Origin of the sequence: Polynucleobacter sp. AM-7D1, from assembly GCF_018688455.1 — a bacterium.
Classification (GTDB): Bacteria; Pseudomonadota; Gammaproteobacteria; order Burkholderiales; family Burkholderiaceae; genus Polynucleobacter.
This window is the reverse complement of sequence record NZ_CP061319.1, coordinates 1,097,187-1,117,540: the sequence shown is the minus strand read 5'-3', so window position 1 is coordinate 1,117,540 and position 20,354 is coordinate 1,097,187. Positions and strand designations below refer to the sequence as shown.

Here is a 20,354-nt window from a genome sequence, read left to right as displayed (position 1 = left end):
ATAAAAATGGGTCAAATACAAAGTGTTTCCTGCGCGTGTGGTTTTAGTTCGACCATTACTGTAGGTGGAGGCATGCGCGACTTTAAAACAAACGCACCTTTTCCGCATTACTGCAAGACTTGCGGCCTAGTAAATGTCAATATGCAGGCCGATCCCATTGCTTGCCCTACATGTCAGTCGCAAGAGGTGATTGCTTACGGTCAGCCGCCAATCTCTCTACCAAATGAAGGGAGACCAGGAGTGGAGTGGGGTGGTTATAAAGCGCCGCGCACTGGAAATTTATGCCCTAAATGCAAAGAGATGACGCTAGAATTTGAACCTGCAACCATCATGTTTGATTAACTATGTCCACTTGGAATAAAGCGCGCATCAAGTTTCAGTATTCGCCGGTGAGCGATAGCAATCATCGCTCGATTGATTCAGTGACCATGAATATTTATGGCAAGTCTGAAAGTGCCGTAATACAGCACCTGCGTAAATCTTATCCCTCTCGAACCGACTTTGTTATTTTGGAGCTTGATTGGGATGAATGAGCAGTCGGGTGAAAAAACGATCAATAGCAATCATGATTTAATCGCCGGCGCTCAGTGGGCCATCCAAACAGTGCAATGGCTCATCAAGAGCGTAATCACACTGTGTTTGAGTTTGATATTCGCTTTTGGCCTACTTAATATAGTTCAAGGTGCGTTTCGGGTATTTGCGTATTACTGGCTTAGTAATGAGGCGCATCGATATCCATTAGATCTTGCCCCACTATTTTTAGGATTCAAATGCACCGCTTTTTTCCTGGTAACGATTTGGCTCTTATCTCAATACCGAGCCAGCGCTGCATGCGGGGCTATTGTTAAACGATCCATTCGGATTGGCTTAGTGCTTGGGGTTCTACTCACTGGGATTGTGGCCGTAGAGCGTTTTGTAATTAATTACTACACCAATCAAATTTCGTGCGAGTATCCCGAACCGCCTCAAAATCCCAGATAGGTGAATTACAAGGATTTATGTGTCCCATCACAAAAAGGGCTGTTCTGAGTTTTAGTACAACCGCATACATAAATGGTTTGATCTTTTGTAGCCCTGAATTGACTGGGTAGTATTGCTGTAGATTTATGCGATCCGTTGCAAAGCCCCGTTCCACTTTTGCCGCAAACACAGAGCCAATATTCTTGACCGGCTTTAACTTCAATTGCGTATGGCATCAGGATTCTCCTAGTTAATCACTTCGGTATATCTTACCGCCATGCTAATTCTTTTTCCAAACGCTCGCTAGCCAAGCTTGCTGCTCAAAGGGTAGACCAGTAGGCCTGTAGTAGTGCTCAATTTCTACAAAATTGGCCTGCCTCATATAAGAGCGCCAGCCTTCCAGATCATGGTAGAGCCCAAAGCGCTCGCCATACCAGTGGGCTTCATTATTGCCTCTAGGATTAGAGCTAAACAAAATCCCGCCAGGCTTTAAGCAAGACCATAAATCACTGAGGACTTGAGGCAGCACCTCTTTGGGAATATGAAAGAGCGCCGCGTTGGCAAACACCCCATCAAAGGATTGCCTTGGCAAATCGAGATTAAAAAAGTCTTGCACTAAGACTTCGCAACCACTAATAGATCTTGCAATACGAGCAGCCTCACTGCTGCCTTCTAAACCGATTGCACGGTGACCTAACTTAGTAAAGGTTTGTAAGTCTCTGCCGGGGCCGCAACCAAAATCTAGAATGGTCAAGGGTGCAGGCGCTGTAATTGCACGCAAGAGCGCATCAATATTTTGACTCACATCATGATCTTTGGTGCCCTCATAGTATGAGGCGGCATGCTCTTCGTAATGACCAATATTCTTTTGGGCAATTAGGCTCGATTCAGTAGATAAAGTCTTTGAGCGCTTTGGAGAATCGTTGGTAGTCATATATCGCTACATAGTAAGCCAAGTTCTCAGTAGCCCTACTTCTTTAGGGCCAATGCCCGTATTGGGATTGCAGCGAATCAGCTCTTTGCAGGAGGTAGGGAACTCCCAATAGGAATCATCTAAAGCGCGCCAATTGGCGCCAGACACCAGCTGCTTTGCGTGATACAGGATTTCTTGATAGCGCGCGTGTTTGCCGATTACTGCATTTCCAGTCATGCCAATGACGCGCTGAGCAAGGTGACTAGGCAGCTTGGCTTGCAGTTCTCTAAGGCTATGAGTGAAACGCCAGCTAGAAGAAATCACAATCTCAGCATTGCTGTTCTCAAAAAGCGGTTCCAGTAAATGACTGCGGCTAAATAGCCCATCCATCACTGGGCTACTCGGATGCAAGACCCCATCAAAGTCGAGGTACACCACTTTTGTGGAGGACATTAAAGCTCTTCTTCCACTTCTTTTTCTAAAACGAGAAAGTTGCGCTGAATGGCGTTGTATTCGCTATCTCTGGCCCATAACTTATGAATGCCTACAAAGCGAAAGCCTTGCTCTCCATGAATATTGAGCATCTCTTCGACGGTATCGCAATCGGTCTCCACAGGCTCCATCTTGATGACCTGGTACTCATAGGTTTTCATTGTTTCACTCCAGCAGGGGAATAGCCAATGCGATTGCCTTTGTTATCAAAGACGTTTGTCACGCCAGTGGGCGATTGTGTTTGGTAGCCAATGCGATTGCCACTGTTGTCATAGACCCCGTTATTGGAGTTGTAGTTCATCGGGCTGTTCTGATAGTTCAACGGGCTGTTGTTGTAATTCAGTGGGCTGTTCTCATAGTTCAGCGGACTATTGTTGTAGTTGAGCGGGGAATTGTCCCAATTGGTCACTTGGGCAATCGCGCTACTAGCGATCAGGCCTGTGCTCAGAAAAATCAGGGTGAACTTAAGGCTAAATGGTTTGCGTGACATGGATATCTCCTTTGGTGCATCTTTGGACAGAAAAATGTTGCATATCGGAAGATTAGTGAGCTCTAGGCTCACCTAATGAGCTACTAGCTCATCACAATCAAATCACTGCCAATAAACCCTATTTCATAGAGAGAGCAATGCTCAGTTCCCTAGTATTCATTACATTGATGCCGCTACAGGTCTCGCCTAGTGGCGCAGCGATGCTGCCCCTCAACAAACCCCTGGCAGTGGCCGCCTTTGTCGATAGTGCCCAGATTTTGGGTTTGCCCAAGTTTCGTCTGCGCGACTCTAGTGGCAATTTGTATTTTGCAAATCGATCACAACTACAAGAGCCTGCTGCTCTCTTGTATCGAGACTCAGGCATGCTGTTCATTAGCCATCAAACTAAACGTAAAGCCTTCATCAGCACCTATGTTCGGCGCTAAGTTCATCATCAAATAAAGGAGGGATGCATTATGGCAATCGCTACTGAATTTATCGACTTTATTGTTCCGATCCACGTCATCCGTCAAAAATACTTTGGCGGATGGGAGCGTTGCCTAGAAGACCACAAAGAGCTCATCGGTGGGCGGGTTTGGTATGACGAGCACCTCTTTCGTGATGGGGCGATGGGCCCGCAAGGAATTGAGGCATTAGTTGATTTATGGGCAAGTCTTGGTTTTGAGTGTTACAAAGAAGTAGATGGGATAAAGCATTGGCAAGATGTTTGTGTTTATGAAGGCCTTTTTGGCGGAGCAACGATGCCCTGTGATTGGTTGGCAGTAGATGAAAATACAGGTGGCGTGTATCTTGCTGGTACGCAGCCTGGTGAACTTGTTGGCTCCCAGCGTAACTTGAAAGAAGATTCATGAAGTTTGCACTGCAATCGATTGGCGGCCTTGGCGCTGTCTTATTCGGTTTTTTATTACTCGCCAATGTCGGCATCTCTAGTGCAGGTAGGGGCGATCATGAATCCCTCTCTGTAGTCGAGCGTGAAATCATCACGGAAACCATTGGGGCTGATGGCACGGTAGTGGAGATTGATGAAGTGACCACTTTGGTGAAGTCGCAAATCATTGTGGATGCGGAATCGCAAGCGGATTTGCCCTACAACTCGACATTCTCCAACCTAGAAATCCTAGAGGCCTATACGATTACTCCGCAAGGTGAAAAGATCCCGGTCGCTGCCAATGCGATTCGCACAGTAGAAGATGACAATAGTGCTGGCGCTGCGATGTTCTCGGATCAAAAGCACAAAATCATTATTTTTCCTAAGGTCACACCCGGAGCGCGTACCTACTATAAGTCTAAGCTCACGACCTATAAGCCACTGCTACCCAATTACTTTTATACGCGCTTGATACTGTCGCCTAATGCTGAGGTCAAGCACTATGAGTACAAGCTGAGCTATCCCGAATCCTTAAAACTGTACTTTGATGTTCAGGGAGTTAAGCAGACCCGAGATGAAAGCAAAGATGGGATGCGTCATGTCAGTTATTCCTATCAAAATCTCAAGGCAATACCCAAAGAGCAACTGCAAGTATCCAATAGTGACTTTGCTCCCCATATTTACATCTCGAGCATGGCTAATCAAGCCGAGTTTGCCAAAGTCTATGAAGAGCGGATTGCTAGTAAGTCACTTGTCACCCCAGAAGTGCAAAAGCTTGCTGATGAAATCACCAAAGGAGTTGATAAGAAGGTGGCAGCTGATCCATCTTTAGACCTTAAAAAAGAGCAGGCTAGGGCCATCTATAACTGGGTAACACGCAATATCCGTTACGTAGCTATTTATCTTGGTGATGGCGGAATCATTCCGCATGATGCCAGTAGCATCATTCGTAATCGCTATGGAGACTGTAAGGATCACAACGCACTCCTCATTGCGCTGCTCTCTGCTAAAGGCATTAATGCGACGAGTGCCCTGATTAATTCAGGGTCGGCCTTTGTGGTGCCGAAGTTGCCCGTCATTGGCCCCTTTAATCATGTCATTACCTATATACCGGCTTGGGATCTGTATTTAGATTCCACATCCGAGATGGCGCCGTTTGGCGTACTCTCAAATGGCGTGATTGATAAGCCAACATTACTCACAAAGCTGCAACAAGTAGGGCGCACTCCCAAGGCTAAGAAAGAAGATAACCAAATGGCTACGGGCATCAATATGATCATTGGAAAAGATGGACAAATTAAAGGCAAGGCGCATACCAAGTATTTTGGTAGTGCTGAAATCAGCGCACGCTACAAGTACGAAGGAGTAGATACCTCTTACGCAGATAAGTTTGTGAAAAACCAGTTGGCTAAATTTAGGCAAACAGGAGAGGGCAAGATTTCTACAAGTTATATCTATGATCTTGATAAGCCTTTCACAAGCGATACCGAGTTCACTCTAGATGCGATTGCCAATGTCCCAGGCCCTGGTGCCATTACAGTACCGGTAGGCTTGGCACCTGGAGAACTTGCCATGATTGCTAACGATAGGCCTCCTGAGAAATTTACTAAGCCTTACACCTGCTCAACTCGAATGGTGGGCGAGGCTTATCAAATTACGTTTCCGAGTAATACCAAGGTCACGCGGATTCCGCCAGATGTGACTTATGAAAAGGCGGGCATTAAATATGACTCGACCTATACCGAGCGTAATAACAGTCTATTGGTAACCAGGAAGCTGGCAGTTCAAAGAGCGGGGGCGGTATGCCAGCCCGAAGAGCTACAAAACTGGAGAGATTTTTACCAGGTCTTTATTAAAGATATGCGTGGGCAGATTTTTTATGAGTAAAGCGGCATTACATATCTACGCAGTGCTAAATTCAAATAGAATGAGTTATGGATAACAATTTATTTCAAGAAAGAAAAGTATTCGATATTAATGAAGACTCTCTTTACCAGGCTGTTAAAGACTTGAATTATGAGGAATTCATGAATTTTAGGAGTATTTTTTTGCAAGAGTCTATAAATAAAAATATTATTGCTGAAACTGAGGATGCAAAAAAATCATTTTGGAAAAGACTAATGAGCAACTTGCATATTAAATATCAATTTGTTAAGCCTGTTTCAACAAGCTCTTCTGCTCAACTAAAAAGACTTCAGCGTCGTACTTAATTATTCATGGTTTCAGTCATTTACATACTCTGAAGTCTAATATTTTTAATCAATTTCAACAATAAATTCTTCAAGAATTTGGCCGTTACGTACTTTTGCGTATCCAGAAATATCGCCAGAAGAATCCATTCCAAACATCCCGCATTTATTACCCTTAGGTATATGAAAGGACCAAAGTTCATCTTCAGGATCTATCATGTTAGATAGAAAACTACCCCAAGCTTGATTTAAGTGGCCAAAGGGTAGGGCGGGGGCATACCCAAGGGGATCATTCACATAATTCGATTTTTCTGCATCCTGAGGATCTACCTTGGCAACTAAATACTTTGGCATGCAAATAAATTCTGGTTTATTACGCTCAATTTCCCTAGCAGCATCCTTTTTTGCTTTTATTCTTGACCAGACAAAGAACGCTGGCCACCCCAGTGCAATGCAAAGAGTTGCTATGGTGTACGCAAACGTTTCCAGTAGGTGATCAAGAAAGCCTTTTTTCTTGGCTTGACCAATTGCTTCGAGCATACCTTTAACAAAGTCAGATGGGCGATTGAAATACTCTTTAAATAAGTGATATGTTGCATACGCAAGACCTGGTGATGTGTAGGCGCATAACCACCAATACCAACTAATTCCCATTGGAGACTGGTAGTTCATCGAGATGCTTTCACAGGTTTTTCGTTATGCCGTGCGTGTTTATTGACTAGTACACCTTGCTTAAAATCCATGAGAAGGTCGTATTCATAGGTGCTGGCATAACCACCATGAACATAGTTCAAGAGTTCACCTTGAGGGCAACGTAATTCACCGGTAAACCAGTGCGCAAAGACGCGATCAAATCCCGGAAAGATGTCCGAGACCCCCACAACATCTTCATAAGTGCGGTGTGCGGAGAGTTCAACCAAGTACAGACGCTCTACACCACCGCTCTCAATAATCTCCCAGGTGCCTATATAGCCACGCCAACAGGCGGTACTTGGAGACTTAAACGAAATACCTGCTTGCCTTAAATATAAGGAGAGGGGATTACTGCATAGGCGAATTTCCTTGCCACCATAAATTAGTAATTCAGATGCTTGAGCGGTCATTTATCCCCTAAAGATTAGAGAGTCGTTTATTGATATTTAGTATTGCAACTAAATGGCTCAAATAGTGAGCCAGAGCGAAAAACAGCTTTAATCCAGTGGCTAAATCAAATCCTGAGCCTCGATACCCTTTTCCTGCATGGCTTTTCTCAGCTTGGTCAAAGCCCTAGCCTCTATCTGACGCACTCGCTCTTTGCCAATGCTCAGCATGCTGGCAACTTCACTTAAGGTGCAGCCGCCATGGGTACTGCTCGCTCTGATATTGGACTGACTTATGGTGCGTTGTTTGGGTAATTTGGTGCCATTTTTATTCATTGCCACTCTCCTGGAAAGTTACTACGCAATTGAAATTCCCTATTTAAGTATGGCATATTCGCGTTTCACATCATGAGAAAAATGAAGAATTCATAAATAAATTTGATGGCTCGATATATGAGCTTAAGTCTGCCTACGCTCTCTCAATAGATCCAATTTAAGTGAGGGAGGGATGATTTATGCCGGTGTTAATTGAAGGTGTTTCTGTATTGCTTCGTAAGGGTTCAATTCACGAGCGCTACAAAGGGGGTTATGCCCAATTTCTATTTGATCTCAATGACTATGTAAGCTTTATTGCTAGCAACCAACTGCTTTGTGTTGCCTACAAAACTCATGATGAAGCTAGAGCACTACTCAAGATGCTGGCTGAAAAAGGCATGAGAGTTGCTCTCATTAACGAAGAGGATCCAGCAAGGACAGATGCTGTTTTGGTTGATCAAGTCTTTGGGCCAAGCGTACGAGTCTGGTGGATTGATCTGATTCCGGTAAGCAGATCTAGAAAGATGAAAGCTGAAGTAAAGGGGGAATCAAAAGAGGATCTTAAGGAGTCATCCCAGGAACATATTTTGATTGCAGCAACCTATGAAGAGACGGATGAGAAGGAAGAACTTCGAATTAAAAACTGGGATCAAGGAGAGATTGCTTACCCATTAGATTGGAAGTACGAGAGTTCTAAATCACTCGATCTAGAATTTTTGAGAATGGCTGAAAACCGCAGTTATCTCAATCACTAGGGGGGCTGACCGGTGAGCGAATCTAATAATGCAAATCAAATGACCTTTATGAATAGGGAGGAATGGCTAATGAGTGCAGTGAAGCACATTACCCCTATATTTGAATCAAGAGGATATGTTGTCCCACAAGTAAGAGTATCTGTAGGATTTCCGAGTACTGGCGGAAAAGGTCGACACCTTGGCCAATGCTGGTCATCAAAATCAGCTGAAGACCAAATAAACCAAATCTTTATTGCCCCACACCTCAAAACACCATTCGATTTTCTGGATACCTTAGTCCATGAATTAGTGCATGCAGTAGATAACTGTGAAAGTGGCCATGGCGAGGGATTTAAAAAGATTGCGCTAGATGTCGGCCTCAAAGGCCCCATGCGAAGTGCAGGAGCCGGCGAACACTTAAAGCAAGACTTGATCAGGATCGTAGAAAGACTAGGGACATTCCCTCACGGGAGACTAAGTCTGCCAATACCGACAGCTCAAAAGGCACCCAAAAGACCAGGTGCTAAGTGCGCTAAGTGCGGTTATGAAGTTGTAATGCTGAAGAAGCACCTCAATCTAGGCCCACCAATCTGCCCGAAGGATATGGAGGGAATGGAGGAGATAGGGGAGTGGGAATTATTATAAATTTATGAAATAAATGTAATTTATTCTTCATCGTGCTTACAATTAACTAGACATAAAGTAGCTTAAGGATAAGTTATATGGCTGTATCAATCTTCAATGAAGTGCTATCAAAATTACCTCAATTTAATCCGAAGGATTTTGAGGAAATTGAGATTGGTTATCCTAATGACGAGTTTCAACCTGAGGCTGAATTATTTGATTCTGGCGAAGCAATCCCATTGCCAAAAGATGATGATTTTGATCCAGAGTCACAGTCGGAAAATGAAGGGGAGATGGGGGCTGCTGAAGGCGGAGTCCGTGCCGCAGGCATTGAAATTCTAGCGTTCTATAAGTCATATCGACATATCAATAGCCCGCCGTTTCGTGGCAAGTGGGGAATTTTCTACGTCAATAGTGGGGTACAACACATTTCACAGATGCTTGCTATTGAATTCCCGTGCGCTCAAAACTTAAGAGAAATTGCTTTAAATTTCTTATGGAGTCATGAGATTTTTCATGCAAAGTTTGATGTCGGCGTACTGGGGTTTGAAGGATTTTCAAAGACACATTTATACCTTCCGCAGAAATTTGCCTTCCGCCGATCAAAGTCTTATCAGCCCGAAGAAGCATTGGCTAATGCTTCTGCGTGGAAATATGCCAAGAGTATTGATCCTAATAAATCCTCATCTAGGTCTGCTCAGACCATTGGAATCCCTGGGGTTTTAGATTTTTTCTTTCAATTCATGAAAAATCAACCGGGAGCATATGCGCGGTTTGATGAAAATCTTTTTGATTTGAAAAGTGAGGCAGCAGCAGGTATTTTTAATAGCCAACGTTCAAAGTATGCGCGGGCAGATGATTTGGCTCCATGGGTCGGCTTACATCCTTCGGGGTACTGTAGTCATTCTGACATTCCTGAGCATTTGGTTGTAGGAATAAAGTACTCAAAACTAATATCTCCCGCTAGATTTATACCGTCCGTAAAAGAAATTAGGGAGACGCCGAAATTTTTAAGCGATGTGCCTGTTGGCCATCAGTCTTTCTGGGAGAAGACGAAATCAAAGTTAATTAAATCCTCTTGCTTACCTGGATTGGACTTTAAATACTTTGAGCCATTAAATGTATGGTCTGCTAAGGTAAACGATAATTTTAGAGCTCACTTTTCACCAATATCTATACCTCAAGGTATTTGGGAGGCAGTCTCATATGGGAATCATAAAAAAATGGGTCATGGTTAACGCATTGTGAAAAATAGATCGACCATACTGAGGGAGATATATGCGGAGCTACGGAACTCACTTCCAAGAGAAACTAGCTCACGAGAGATAATTACTCTCGCCCATGGCCTACTTAAGCTCTATCTAAAAAATCTAGAGGTTGGTGATGAGTACGACGACGGCCCAGTTTTTGAAGATGACCTTGATGAGCTCTCTCCAGCAGAGTGGCCAGTTGATATGTTTATGAATAGCGATAGTTGGGATATTAATAGGTATGAAGAGGACAGAGAAATTTTTCTGGATAAGTTGGAGCAAGATGATCCTGAGCTGATAGATAGAATCAAAACAATATTGAATTTAGGTTAATACTTTTTTAATAGAGGAATTCTATGTCCATAGCCCATGGAAAAGAGGCGGCAGTAAGAGAGCATTTATTGACCGGAAATCCTATAACTGGATTGGAGGCTTTAATTTACTTTGGAGTTTCGAGTCTAACAAAAACAATTTCCCTGCTAAGAAGGGATGGATTTTTAATTAAATCTAGAACGATTCCGTATGCGGTGGCAGTAGTCAGAATTAACAAGGTAGCAGTTTTGAAGCCACCGACAGATCTCCCAATACGCGAAATTCAACTAACAGAGTATTGGATATCAACTTGAATGGGGCGTATTTTTTCTTCCATTCAAAGAAAGATTTTAATATTTAAGTCCGCTGGAAAATGTGCCAAATGCAATAAAAAGCTAGAGGGAGCGTTTCATGCTGATCATGTTATTCCATGGTCAAGAGGTGGGAGAACACTTGTTAACAATGGGCAGGCTCTTTGTGAGAAATGCAATCTACAGAAGGGAAGCAAAATGGCATTAAAGTTACGTGATTGGCAAGAGAAAGCAATTAGTAAGGCTATCAAATGGTTGGTTGTTACAAAAACTGATAAGCATTTTCTAATCAATGCCGCTCCAGGGGCTGGTAAAACAATTACCTCCTGTGAGCTAGCTAGACGCTTGATTGAGCTTGGTGAAATTGAAAGAGTAATTGTTATAGCGCCACGAAGAGAGGTTGTTCGACAGTGGGCTGATGATTTCAAGGTTGTAACTAGTCGCTACATGTCAAAGGTCACCGGTTCAGATGATGACATCAAGGACTTGGATCTAGACGTATGTGCTACTTGGGCTGCTGTTCAGGGATTATTAGAGCCGTTTCAGGCAGTTTGTAAATCTTCTAAAACTATGGTTATCTGTGATGAACACCATCATGCTGCAATTGAAGCAGCATGGGGTGATGGCGCAACAAGCGCATTTGCTCATGCTAAGTATGTTCTTATCCTTACCGGAACTCCTATTCGAAGTGATGGTAATAGTACTGCTTGGCTGGCCTACGATGATCGCGGAAAAATTGATCATCCCGAGGAGGGAACTTATACCCTCACCTATGGAGAGGCGGTTGATTTAGGCTACTGTCGACCTGTAACTTTTCATAGGCATGATGGCCGCTTTACAGTTTCGTTTGAAGATGATCAAGTAACCGTCTCTGGTAGTGGGGATGCAGAGCTTAGCGGTGATCTTAAGAAGATACCCGCACTTAAAAAGGCGCTATCGTTTTATAGGCTAGCCTGCACCCCTCTTTACGAGCCTGATAGCCCTGAGAAGCCATTGAATGGTGGATACCAGTGGTCTATGGTCGAGTGGGGTAGCGATAAGCTAACAGATTTAAGAAATAGAATGCCAAATGCCGGCGGATTAGTCATTGCGCCTAACATTGCTATGGCTGAATATTTTGTAAAAGTTATCGAAGAAATAGAGGGAGAAAAACCTTACATTGTTCATAGCGAAATGGGTGATGCTGAGGGCCGTATTTCTGCATTCAGAAATACAAATAAGCGATGGATTGTCTCGGTCGCCATGATTTCTGAGGGTGTTGATATCCCACGTCTACGTGTGCTTGTATATCTTCCTAATGCATCAACAGAGGTTGCATTTAGACAGGCTATAGGTAGGGTTGTTAGAACGGCAGGTCCAGATGATGATAGTCGCGCATATGTAATTATGCCCAGCTGGGAGATATTTGATAAATATGCAAGAAGAGTCGAATCAGAAATGTCGGCTGCAGCCAAAAAGGAAGATACGGCAAGTACCAAGAAGTGTCCATCGTGTAGTACCGAGTTGCCTTTAAATGCAACAAGTTGTAATGCGTGTGGCCATGAGTTTCCGGTTAAGCCTCGGCAAATGAAAAATTGCCCAACATGTGATGCGTTAAATAGGCTTTCTGCTTCAGCCTGCCACTCATGCGGACATAGTTTCTTGCAGGAATTCAAGTTGACCTTAGAGGATGCTATGCGCGTAGGCGCAATTGTTCGTGGCATTGACATGACGGAGGATGAGGTTCAAGAGTCTGAAGCGATGGCTCCAAAGTTGAGAGAGTTATTTTTAGCATCTGGCGATGAAAAAATCATCAAGATGCTTAAAACATTTCCGGAAGAGACCTATGCACGCTTGGCGGCCATAATGGCACAGGCAAGCAGTAAAGATAATAAGTAAGCGACTTTATGTCCCTTTTTTAAAAATGGCACGTCTATTTCCTCAAGACTTCGATGTTGTAGATAATGAGCGCCGATTTCATGGCGAACTTGCAACCTTATTGACGTTAAAAGACAGGCTTTCAGATCAATATTGCATATTTCATGGTGTTCACTGGACTAAGATTGAGAATGATGCCTCGGTCTATGGTGAAATTGATTTTTTGATTCTAAATCCCTACGGAAAAATTCTTGCAATAGAGCAAAAAGAAACATCAATAGAGAGAAACGGACAGGGTGATCTTGTTGCGATATACCCGCGTGCTGATGGACAACGGCAAGAAAAGAAAATCCATAGCCAGGTTGCGAGAAATATCCAATCTCTAAGGCAGGAGTTTTCCAAGAGATATAAGAACCAATCTCTCCATATTGAGCATCTACTATATTTGCCAACTGCAAAAATTGAAGGCGAGCTTCCTGTCAATCTAACACTAGGAAGAATCGTGGATTCATCCGAGTCTAAGTATTTGCCGGAAATTATTCTCAAGATTCTAGAAGACGACCCTATTCCGGCAGGAAAAGATATGGCAGACGCTTTAACAATCCAAGATTTCCTGTCTGAAAAAGCAAACGTAGTCCCACAAATGGGGATGCTGGGTCACTCGGCCAAGGAGATGACTACTAGGCTATCTAGCGGCCTATCTGAGTGGGGTGAGAGGCTTGAGTTTTCACCATTCCGTTTATGGGTTCAGGGTACTGCAGGTTCTGGGAAAACCCAGTTAGCATTAAAAGAGCTTAGGCTCGCAAAAGCTAATAAGCAAACGGCTATGTATTTGTGCTTTAACAGGCCTCTGGTTGATGCTATGAAGTTATCGGCTCCCGAGCCCAATAATTGCATGACCTATCATGAGCTTGCTGAATTACTTTTTAAGAAAAATGGGAAAAAAGTAGATTTTCAAGAGGAAAATATATTCCAAAAACTTGCTCAATACCTTGTTCAAAATATTTCACTCCTGAGCAACCAGTTAGATGTACTGATTATTGATGAGGGGCAAGACTTCGACAAGACTTGGGGCAATGCATTAATCACGATGGTTAAGGATGATGGCCGTATCATTTGGTTAGAAGATCCATCTCAAGACCTATATGGAAGATGGCAAACAAACTGGCCGGAGTGGGTCAAGATTTCTTCCCCGATTAATTATCGGTCTCCACAACGCATAGTAAATTTGATGAATGCCCTTGAATTAACGGATGATCATCTGGAGGCGGGCAATGGGTATGCGGGGATGATTCCCAATATTGAGCCCTATCAAGACGGCATGGAAATTGAAGCAACCGAGAAGGCTATTCAAGACCTAATTACAGAAGGATATGCTCCAGAATCGATTGCGGTATTGAGTTACAGAGGCGTTGCTACTAGCAAGTTGCTTTCTAGCGGTGTATCCAAGCTTGCAGGGTTAGGTGTTAGGAGATTTACTGGTTATGATAGCCAAGGAAATGCCACATGGTCAGATGGAAAAATATTTGTCGATACGCTCTTTAGGTTTAAGGGGCAGTGTGCAGACGCTGTAATATTAACTGAAATTGACTTCGATGAATGGACGGAAAATGTCAAGCGTAGGTTGTTTGTAGGTCTTTCGAGAGCGCGATTGGTAGTTAGCCTAGTACTAACTGAAAAGGCTTCCGAGCTAATTGATCAAAAACTGGATGCGGTATCAAACCGCAGCACTTAACTAAATCCAATTTCAAATAAGTATTTGGTGCTCAACCAAGCTAATTACATAGCCTAAATTTAAAGGACTTCACATTTTTTAGTTGGAGAGTGGATAGGTGGCTGATGCCTTTAGCAGATTAAAGACCGGTCTTGACGATATGCTAGGAAGGGGGTGCGGCGAAAAATTGGATTCTGAAGAGCTGAGGATTTCATAGGTCGAAACAGCCCTAATAGCATTTGTAAGGCATAGATTTGAAGACTTTGCCGATAGAGAACGTAAGCGAATTAAAAATGCCCTGCTCAGATACTGTGAACTTAATACTCTGGCCATAGTAATGATTGTGAGGCACGAAAAAAAGCGGCCTGGTGTTAGCAAAGTCTTCTTGGGGATAATCCTAGGAGTTGATAACAAAAGATCCCGAAAAAATACGGGACAATGAGGGCTTCTAAGGGGAAAACAATGCGGTTAATTCTGCTCGGTGCACCAGGTGCTGGCAAAGGAACACAAGCTCAGTTCATTTGCGAAAAATTTGCCATTCCACAAATCTCGACAGGAGATATGTTGCGCGCTGCTGTTAAGGCTGGAACTGAACTTGGCATTGCTGCTAAAAAAATTATGGATGCCGGCGGCCTCGTTTCTGACGACATCATCATTGGTTTAGTAAAAGATCGTTTAACTCAACCTGATTGCAGCAAGGGTTATTTGTTTGATGGTTTTCCAAGAACCATTCCTCAAGCGCAAGCCATGAAAGATGCGGGTGTGCCAATCGATTATGTTTTAGAAATCGACGTGCCTTTTGATGCCATCATAGATCGCATGAGCGGTCGTCGCGTTCACCCAGCATCAGGCCGTACTTATCACATCACATTCAACCCACCAAAGGTTGAAGGCAAAGACGACGTAACTGGTGAAGATTTAATTCAGCGTGATGATGACAAAGAAGAAACCGTTCGCAAACGCTTGCAGGTATACGACGACCAGACTCGCCCGTTAGTGGAGTACTACTCTACTTGGGCAACTCAAAGTAATCCCGCCGATAAAGTGAAGGCTCCCGCCTACCGCAAGGTCAGCGGTACCGGTAACGTTGATGACATTACTGCTTCTATTTTTGCAGAATTAAAGTAGTTCAAAGCTCAATTAGCCACCCACATAATGCTGCAAGTTGATCTTCATTGGTCAAATTTGCAGCTTTACTCAATTCTAATTTTTGAACTTGATTGAAGATCTCTTGAGCCATACTTGCTTCTATGGCACCACCAACAAAGAATGTTTTTACAGGGTTGCCGGCTTTATTGAATGAATTTCTTATCCTCTGAAGTGCAGTGTTAGCTGTTTTCCAATGCTCATCTGCCCCAGCAGGGTCAATTCCGCCTTTTAGCTCGCCCAATGCCAAATAATTATTTGCACTTGCAAGAAAAGTTTTCAGCTCTGGTTTTGTTATTGGGACAAATTTTTTAAACATAGTTATATCTATATTTTTATCAACAATTGGAACCTTGGTGTTATAGATAATTTGACGTCCAGACCCATTAATATTGGTCCAACGAATCATTTTTATAGAAATTAAATCATCTTGCGTGACCTTTGATGCCTTTTGCCATCTGGAACTATCTTTTAATAGGTACTCAAAGTCAATCTGAGAATTTCTTAAATTTGCTATTAAGAACCTAGTAAATTTTTCACCAGCAATTGCTCCGGCGATATTCCTCATTCTGCCGCCTAGAGAGTCGCCTTTGGCTAATAAAAAACGATAAACAATCTCATCCGCAAATTTTTCACCTGCTGGTGCTAAAAATTTCGTGATGAACTCTTTAATGATTTCATCAATATCTTTTTCGCTAAGATAACTATTAGCCTTGCTTGAGATGCCCGATGCCTCAGAGAGGGGCCCTCTAACCTTCGGATCTTTAGCTAATTTTTCCGGACCATTATATTGTTGCGCGATGGCATGCAGGGCTCTAGCTTCATCGAGATAAGGAGCTGCCTCCCGATTTTTTCTTAAAGCCATTTCCAGAAACCCGCTTCTTGTTGCCGCATGCGTGGTTTCAAGATCTTTTGACGAATTTATTATTTTACTTAACATTTTTTTTATCAAAAATTTGCAAATAGATTTCTGTTGCAACCGCTTCAGCTAACAATGGAGGAACTGCATTTCCTACTTGACCAAACTGGGTCATGGTTGTCTTTCTTTTGCTGCTATATGAGTCGAGCCGAACGCCTTTGAATTCCCAATTTAAAGGGAAAGTCTGCAAACACGCTAGCTCTCTAACTGTAAGCATCCTATCTTCATTTGGATGTATAAAATCTCTATAGCCACTTCTTGTTACTGTGGGCGAAGGTTTATTCGGGTTAAGCCTTCTATATGTTGAACCAAATGTTTGCTCTGTATCACTCAGTTTTTGGCCTGACCGAACCTTTTTTATTTTCTTTAATGTTGATGGAGAGTGCGCAGTTTGCTGATGATTTTTAATAGCCATGTTTAACTATTCTCGCTTTAATAGTTTTTGAAACTCTTTTTGCGGTTTCTGAAGGTTCATCAGCTTTTGGTAGCCCCTCAATAGCATTTGCAACTGTTACGTATGGCTTTAGATTAGACTCCATAAATAACTTGCCTTGTTTTGAGGCAACACCATGTGTTGGCTGCGGAAACCTGAAGTCCACCTCGATTCTATTGCCAACTAGAAAAATGCGCTCACGAAATTGAGGGGCGCCAAACTCTGCTGCATTCAGTACCTTGTGTTTTATCTGATATTGATATTTTTTTCGCTTATAGAGAATTGGTTCTGCAATTGCCTCTTCGATTGCTCGAAGAGCTTCTCCATGATGCCAATTTTGCATACCTTTTACATTTTCCATTACAAATGCAACTGGTAGCGATTCCCTAACAACTCTTATAAAATCAAGCACTAATCTACCTCTAGGCTCATCCATGCCAAGTCTCTTGCCAGCAAGGCTGAAACTTTGACATGGTGGCCCACCAATTACTAAAGCTGCTTCTAGCGGTTTTAACTTTGCAGCCTTTAGAATCTCACCTGTTTTTAATGTAGATATATCTCCTTGAATCAAAGGGGTATTTGGTCTATTCTGTCTAAGCGTATCGCAACAACTTCCATCAAGCTCTACTGCTACAGCAATTTCAAATCCTGCAGCTTCAAAGCCGAGATCCATGCCACCTGCCCCCGAAAAAAGACTAATCACAAGAGGTTTCTTTGAGGAGGACATTTTTGCAGTATTTTTTAATTAAATTGAGAGATTATTTTGATGATATCAGGAGCGTACAAGCTTTTAAATGAATTTTACCGTTACCTTAAAGCTCAATACTTTGCGCGATTACTTAGTCAGACACTCTTATTAAGTTGTATTTAGAAAACTTTGGCGGGGTAACGTAATAGGATTTAAATCGGTGATCTTATTCTGGCATACCTCGCATTAAAAGTTACATGGGCTGACTTCTTAAGGAAGGTCTAATGCCTTTTGGCCTTAATTTTCAATATAATGAATTGTGCAATTCTTTTGTTGTGAGGCTTAAGTTGGGGGAGTTTAAGAGAAAGCCGCCGTTAAAGCTGAGTGGTCAAGACTGGAGATATAAAGAGGGCATACAAAGTTAGGTAAATCAACTAAAAACTAACTTTTCTTCCCATTTGGGTATTTTTCGTAGAAATGCGCTAGCCGTCCATTTTTTTCTAGCAAAGTTCGATAGTGACCATGATTAGGTTCATTAATATGGCAATGTACGCAAAGAACTTTTAAATTTAAAGTGCTGTTATCACTAGCATCTCCATTTAGGTGATGGGTATCCAGATATTTCGGTTCAAATTTTTCAAAACAACCGTGACACTCTCTTTTAGATCTTAACTCAGCTGAGAGAGTTTTGAAGTTATCTGAATAAGTATTGTGATTCGCTTGGAGAACTGATTTTCTTGAGGTAATAAACTCATCAGCACACTCAAGGGAGAACTTTTTAAAAAACTGCTCTACAGTAAAACTTGAGCGTTTAGAAAATGGCATTTCTGGAAATAAGGCTCGAAGACAGTAGCCGCATGGATACAACGGGGAATCAAAAGTCTCCCTTTTTCTACCCTCCACTAAGAGCAATCTAAATCTTCCATCCGGAATAATAGGCCTTACATATCGATCCGCCTTTCCGATTGAGGCCATTTTACTAATTGTGGTGCATTCAGTAAAGTGGTATTTTGGCAAATCCTCTACAGCCCTTTTTGAGAGCTTGCCCATATAGTTTGAAGGATTGCAAATATAAATAAATGTACGTTTGCCATCAACAATGATCGTGCCATCTTTGGCCACCTGATACTCACCATGTCTAATTTCAACTGCAGTTCCCAGATTTAGACGAGTTGGGTCCTCTTGAATGGGGGTGGCCATTTGTTTGGGAATCTTGGCTATACCAGAGATATATCCAAAACGACGCATTAGATTGCCAAGATGGTCCTCAATCATTTTGCATTGTTGCCTATCAAATTGATTTTGAATTCAACCCTTTGATTCCTAATATCATTAACAGATACATCAATGGGCTTTGAGCTTGAGAGTCCAATTGAATATAAATTTGCTACTAACCAGTCGTAGTTATCACCAGCATTCTGAAGTGTATAGGCAAGGGTAGACAGTGCTCGTTTTTGTGATAGCTCCATATTTAAAAGATAAGCTGTTTTTGAGTCAGTCCCAAGAGCCCATAAAGCAGAGGTGTGGCCTTCAATTCTAAGTTCTTTGATATACGGCTTAAATCTTGGTTTAGTAATAATGGCAAAATATCTTGGTAAAAATGAATCCATAACTGCTTTAAATTCTGGTCTGACATCTGCTTTGCCAATTGCAAACATTAGGTCTGGATTCTTAAAGCGTAATGTAAGGTCATCAAGTATTTGCGCATCCCATTTAGGTAAATCTTGCGCAAACTCTGTTTGCAGCTCCCCAAGCAATTCAATTCTTGTTTTTTTTGCTGAATCCTCGTTAATGCTTAACCGAGATACTTCGGTTAGGAGTACAACAGTAAGAAGTAAAAATATCATGAATAGCGACGTCATGAAGTCGCTCATCGCAATAAATGAAGAATTCTTAGACATCTTTATCTAATTTCTGACTGGGATAATCTTTGTTTTATATCAGAGATTTGTAATGCAAGATTTTCAATAATGTCAGCCAATTGTTGACCAAACCTACTCATTGTTGAATCTAGATTTGATTTGATTTGTTTATCAAGCGCAATTAAATTATTTTTTAATTCCTCAGTTGCTTTTACTGTTGCACCAGTTGCCTTCTCTTGTCCTTCAGTTACGGTTTGGCTTAGCTTGGTTGCACCTTCTTGAAGTTTGTTAATCATATCTTCAATCTTCTGATTAACAGCAGGCGGCAATCCTTCGTATGCAACTAATGTTTTTGTAAGTGATTCCTGTCCTTCCGCTATTAGTGAATACTGTTGTTCAAGACCACCTAATAAAGCTGTTATTTCCTCACTTCTTTGAGTAAAGTTAGTTGCAGAGCCTGCGAGTTGTTGAAGGCTCGTACTAATTTCAATTAAATGTTGTGTTGCTTTGCCTAAGTTTTCGGTAATTTGACTATTTTTTTCTTGAAGCGTTATTAGTTCGGCTTTGTACTGTCTTTGCCAGGTAACAAGATCGCCTACGGCAAGATTAAGTTGTTTAAAATTTTCACCAAATTGGTCAGTTAAGTTTTTATTGAAATCTTTTACTACCATTTCTAAAGCAGCAACAATTGCTTTAGTTGAGTCTTCGGCCATTCGTTTAGCAAAATCTTCAAGCGTTTTATTCAAGCGGTCGAATTGCTCAATCTGACGAGTTTGGTTTCCAAGAAGCGTGTCCTGAATGTGGCCTAAATTAATATCTCCATGGGTCAAAGTTTTGCGCAACCCATTCGCAATCCCCATGGCTAATTTACATCCTAAACCTGTTAGACTCAAAATAAAGCCGAACCTAATATCTCCTAAAAAGGCTGTAATTGATTCGATTGGGTTTGATGGGTCAAAATGAAATAGGGCAATTGAAATTGAAAATAAACATCCAACTAAGGCTGCAGTTACTAACACCTCTTCAGCGCGATCTTTCCAATTCTGATTATTGGTTTTTAGGGCAAATAAGAAAAATCCAATAATTGCTACTATGAAAAAATATTCGTATCGCATTTGAATACTGTGCCTTTTGGATTTATGAGTGGTTTGAAGATTCTACCCGTTAGAATCTCTATATTAATTCATGTTAATTTTTA

The 20,354-nt window shown here is 42.1% G+C and carries 29 protein-coding genes; 15 read left to right on the top strand and 14 right to left on the bottom strand.

From position 1 onward, the window contains the following. Nucleotides 1–6 precede the first annotated feature (6 nt). Genes GQ359_RS05835 through GQ359_RS05825 form a run of 3 tightly spaced genes read left to right on the top strand, consistent with a single transcriptional unit; the run spans nucleotide 7 to nucleotide 981 of the window. Complete coding sequence (locus tag GQ359_RS05835) at nucleotides 7–342, top strand: hypothetical protein (RefSeq protein WP_215385876.1); 336 nt, start codon at nucleotides 7–9, stop codon at nucleotides 340–342. A 2-nt stretch (nucleotides 343–344) separates the two neighbouring features. After that, entirely contained in the window at nucleotides 345–533 is a 189-nt protein-coding gene (locus tag GQ359_RS05830) for a hypothetical protein (protein WP_215385874.1), read from the top strand. Next, the gene (locus GQ359_RS05825) at nucleotides 526–981 is read left to right on the top strand and encodes a hypothetical protein (RefSeq protein WP_215385872.1); all 456 of its coding nucleotides are present in this window, start codon (nucleotides 526–528) and stop codon (nucleotides 979–981) included. Before GQ359_RS05830 ends, GQ359_RS05825 begins: the two co-directional genes overlap by 8 nt. A 5-nt stretch (nucleotides 982–986) precedes the next feature. Here GQ359_RS05825 and GQ359_RS10185 read toward each other — a convergent pair whose 3' ends face one another. The 5 genes from GQ359_RS10185 to GQ359_RS05800 are packed head-to-tail and all read right to left on the bottom strand — an operon-like array spanning nucleotide 987 to nucleotide 2,855. Next, nucleotides 987–1,196: a CDGSH iron-sulfur domain-containing protein gene (locus tag GQ359_RS10185; protein WP_215385870.1), complete on the bottom strand. Its 210-nt coding sequence runs from the start codon at nucleotides 1,194–1,196 to the stop codon at nucleotides 987–989. Between the two features lie 44 nt (nucleotides 1,197–1,240). Beyond that, nucleotides 1,241–1,894: a bifunctional 2-polyprenyl-6-hydroxyphenol methylase/3-demethylubiquinol 3-O-methyltransferase UbiG gene (locus tag GQ359_RS05815; RefSeq protein WP_215385869.1), complete on the bottom strand. Its 654-nt coding sequence runs from the start codon at nucleotides 1,892–1,894 to the stop codon at nucleotides 1,241–1,243. A gap of 6 nt (nucleotides 1,895–1,900) precedes the next feature. Continuing rightward, nucleotides 1,901–2,326 carry an HAD domain-containing protein gene (locus GQ359_RS05810; RefSeq protein WP_215385867.1) on the bottom strand — a complete coding sequence of 142 codons (426 nt, stop codon included), beginning with the start codon at nucleotides 2,324–2,326 and terminating at the stop codon, nucleotides 1,901–1,903. Further along, nucleotides 2,326–2,526, bottom strand: a complete 201-nt coding sequence (locus tag GQ359_RS05805; RefSeq protein WP_215385865.1) for a hypothetical protein — start codon at nucleotides 2,524–2,526, stop codon at nucleotides 2,326–2,328. Before GQ359_RS05805 ends, GQ359_RS05810 begins: the two co-directional genes overlap by 1 nt. Then, nucleotides 2,523–2,855 (bottom strand): hypothetical protein, encoded by a 333-nt coding sequence (locus tag GQ359_RS05800; RefSeq protein WP_215385863.1) that lies wholly within the window; start codon nucleotides 2,853–2,855, stop codon nucleotides 2,523–2,525. The genes GQ359_RS05805 and GQ359_RS05800 overlap by 4 nt, the downstream gene beginning before the upstream one ends. Nucleotides 2,856–2,992: 137 nt before the next feature. On the opposite strand from GQ359_RS05800, the gene GQ359_RS05795 reads away from it, so the two are divergent. From GQ359_RS05795 to GQ359_RS05780, 4 genes are read left to right on the top strand one after another with little or no spacing between them, the layout of a single operon-like run. Beyond that, complete coding sequence (locus GQ359_RS05795; protein WP_215385861.1) at nucleotides 2,993–3,280, top strand: hypothetical protein; 288 nt, start codon at nucleotides 2,993–2,995, stop codon at nucleotides 3,278–3,280. 30 nt (nucleotides 3,281–3,310) lie between these two features. After that, on the top strand, nucleotides 3,311–3,706 hold the full coding sequence (locus tag GQ359_RS05790) for a hypothetical protein (RefSeq protein WP_215385859.1): 396 nt from the start codon (nucleotides 3,311–3,313) through the stop codon (nucleotides 3,704–3,706). After that, the gene (locus tag GQ359_RS05785; RefSeq protein WP_215385857.1) at nucleotides 3,703–5,610 is read left to right on the top strand and encodes a DUF3857 and transglutaminase domain-containing protein; all 1,908 of its coding nucleotides are present in this window, start codon (nucleotides 3,703–3,705) and stop codon (nucleotides 5,608–5,610) included. Before GQ359_RS05790 ends, GQ359_RS05785 begins: the two co-directional genes overlap by 4 nt. 47 nt (nucleotides 5,611–5,657) lie before the next feature. Beyond that, nucleotides 5,658–5,933 (top strand): hypothetical protein, encoded by a 276-nt coding sequence (locus GQ359_RS05780; protein ID WP_215385856.1) that lies wholly within the window; start codon nucleotides 5,658–5,660, stop codon nucleotides 5,931–5,933. A gap of 45 nt (nucleotides 5,934–5,978) precedes the next feature. Here the strand turns inward: GQ359_RS05780 and GQ359_RS05775 are convergent, their stop codons facing one another. From GQ359_RS05775 to GQ359_RS05765, 3 genes are all read right to left on the bottom strand, one after another. Continuing rightward, on the bottom strand, nucleotides 5,979–6,584 hold the full coding sequence (locus tag GQ359_RS05775) for a hypothetical protein (protein WP_215385854.1): 606 nt from the start codon (nucleotides 6,582–6,584) through the stop codon (nucleotides 5,979–5,981). After that, nucleotides 6,581–7,015 (bottom strand): hypothetical protein, encoded by a 435-nt coding sequence (locus tag GQ359_RS05770; protein WP_215385852.1) that lies wholly within the window; start codon nucleotides 7,013–7,015, stop codon nucleotides 6,581–6,583. Before GQ359_RS05770 ends, GQ359_RS05775 begins: the two co-directional genes overlap by 4 nt. 99 nt (nucleotides 7,016–7,114) lie before the next feature. Then, nucleotides 7,115–7,327, bottom strand: a complete 213-nt coding sequence (locus tag GQ359_RS05765) for a sigma factor-like helix-turn-helix DNA-binding protein (protein ID WP_215385850.1) — start codon at nucleotides 7,325–7,327, stop codon at nucleotides 7,115–7,117. A 179-nt stretch (nucleotides 7,328–7,506) separates the two neighbouring features. Between GQ359_RS05765 and GQ359_RS05760 the strand changes: the two genes are divergently transcribed. The 8 genes from GQ359_RS05760 (at nucleotide 7,507) to adk (ending at nucleotide 15,236) form a co-directional block, all read left to right on the top strand. Next, complete coding sequence (locus GQ359_RS05760) at nucleotides 7,507–8,061, top strand: hypothetical protein (RefSeq protein WP_215385848.1); 555 nt, start codon at nucleotides 7,507–7,509, stop codon at nucleotides 8,059–8,061. Between the two features lie 69 nt (nucleotides 8,062–8,130). Beyond that, a complete protein-coding gene (locus tag GQ359_RS05755; protein WP_215385846.1) occupies nucleotides 8,131–8,685 on the top strand; it encodes a SprT-like domain-containing protein in 555 nt (184 codons plus the stop codon). A gap of 77 nt (nucleotides 8,686–8,762) precedes the next feature. After that, nucleotides 8,763–9,902 (top strand): hypothetical protein, encoded by a 1,140-nt coding sequence (locus GQ359_RS05750; protein WP_215385844.1) that lies wholly within the window; start codon nucleotides 8,763–8,765, stop codon nucleotides 9,900–9,902. Between the two features lie 6 nt (nucleotides 9,903–9,908). Next, complete coding sequence (locus GQ359_RS05745) at nucleotides 9,909–10,247, top strand: hypothetical protein (RefSeq protein ID WP_215385842.1); 339 nt, start codon at nucleotides 9,909–9,911, stop codon at nucleotides 10,245–10,247. 23 nt (nucleotides 10,248–10,270) lie between these two features. Further along, nucleotides 10,271–10,540: a helix-turn-helix domain-containing protein gene (locus tag GQ359_RS05740; RefSeq protein WP_215385840.1), complete on the top strand. Its 270-nt coding sequence runs from the start codon at nucleotides 10,271–10,273 to the stop codon at nucleotides 10,538–10,540. Then, complete coding sequence (locus tag GQ359_RS05735) at nucleotides 10,541–12,415, top strand: DEAD/DEAH box helicase family protein (RefSeq protein WP_256442510.1); 1,875 nt, start codon at nucleotides 10,541–10,543, stop codon at nucleotides 12,413–12,415. Nucleotides 12,416–12,440: 25 nt separating this feature from the next. Beyond that, a complete protein-coding gene (locus GQ359_RS05730) occupies nucleotides 12,441–14,129 on the top strand; it encodes an AAA family ATPase (protein ID WP_215385837.1) in 1,689 nt (562 codons plus the stop codon). 441 nt (nucleotides 14,130–14,570) lie between these two features. Continuing rightward, entirely contained in the window at nucleotides 14,571–15,236 is a 666-nt protein-coding gene (adk, locus tag GQ359_RS05725) for an adenylate kinase (RefSeq protein ID WP_215385835.1), read from the top strand. A 1-nt stretch (nucleotide 15,237) separates the two neighbouring features. Here adk and GQ359_RS05720 read toward each other — a convergent pair whose 3' ends face one another. The 6 genes from GQ359_RS05720 to GQ359_RS05695 form a co-directional block, all read right to left on the bottom strand. Beyond that, nucleotides 15,238–16,194 carry an AvaI/BsoBI family type II restriction endonuclease gene (locus GQ359_RS05720; RefSeq protein ID WP_215385833.1) on the bottom strand — a complete coding sequence of 319 codons (957 nt, stop codon included), beginning with the start codon at nucleotides 16,192–16,194 and terminating at the stop codon, nucleotides 15,238–15,240. Continuing rightward, nucleotides 16,184–16,588 (bottom strand): DNA cytosine methyltransferase, encoded by a 405-nt coding sequence (locus GQ359_RS05715; protein ID WP_215385831.1) that lies wholly within the window; start codon nucleotides 16,586–16,588, stop codon nucleotides 16,184–16,186. The genes GQ359_RS05720 and GQ359_RS05715 overlap by 11 nt, the downstream gene beginning before the upstream one ends. Continuing rightward, nucleotides 16,578–17,333, bottom strand: a complete 756-nt coding sequence (locus GQ359_RS05710) for a DNA cytosine methyltransferase (RefSeq protein ID WP_215385829.1) — start codon at nucleotides 17,331–17,333, stop codon at nucleotides 16,578–16,580. Before GQ359_RS05710 ends, GQ359_RS05715 begins: the two co-directional genes overlap by 11 nt. A 402-nt stretch (nucleotides 17,334–17,735) precedes the next feature. Beyond that, nucleotides 17,736–18,542: a hypothetical protein gene (locus GQ359_RS05705; RefSeq protein ID WP_215385827.1), complete on the bottom strand. Its 807-nt coding sequence runs from the start codon at nucleotides 18,540–18,542 to the stop codon at nucleotides 17,736–17,738. A gap of 23 nt (nucleotides 18,543–18,565) precedes the next feature. After that, complete coding sequence (locus GQ359_RS05700; RefSeq protein WP_215385825.1) at nucleotides 18,566–19,195, bottom strand: OmpA family protein; 630 nt, start codon at nucleotides 19,193–19,195, stop codon at nucleotides 18,566–18,568. Nucleotides 19,196–19,197: 2 nt separating this feature from the next. Beyond that, entirely contained in the window at nucleotides 19,198–20,271 is a 1,074-nt protein-coding gene (locus GQ359_RS05695; protein ID WP_215385823.1) for a hypothetical protein, read from the bottom strand. Nucleotides 20,272–20,354: the final 83 nt, after the last annotated feature.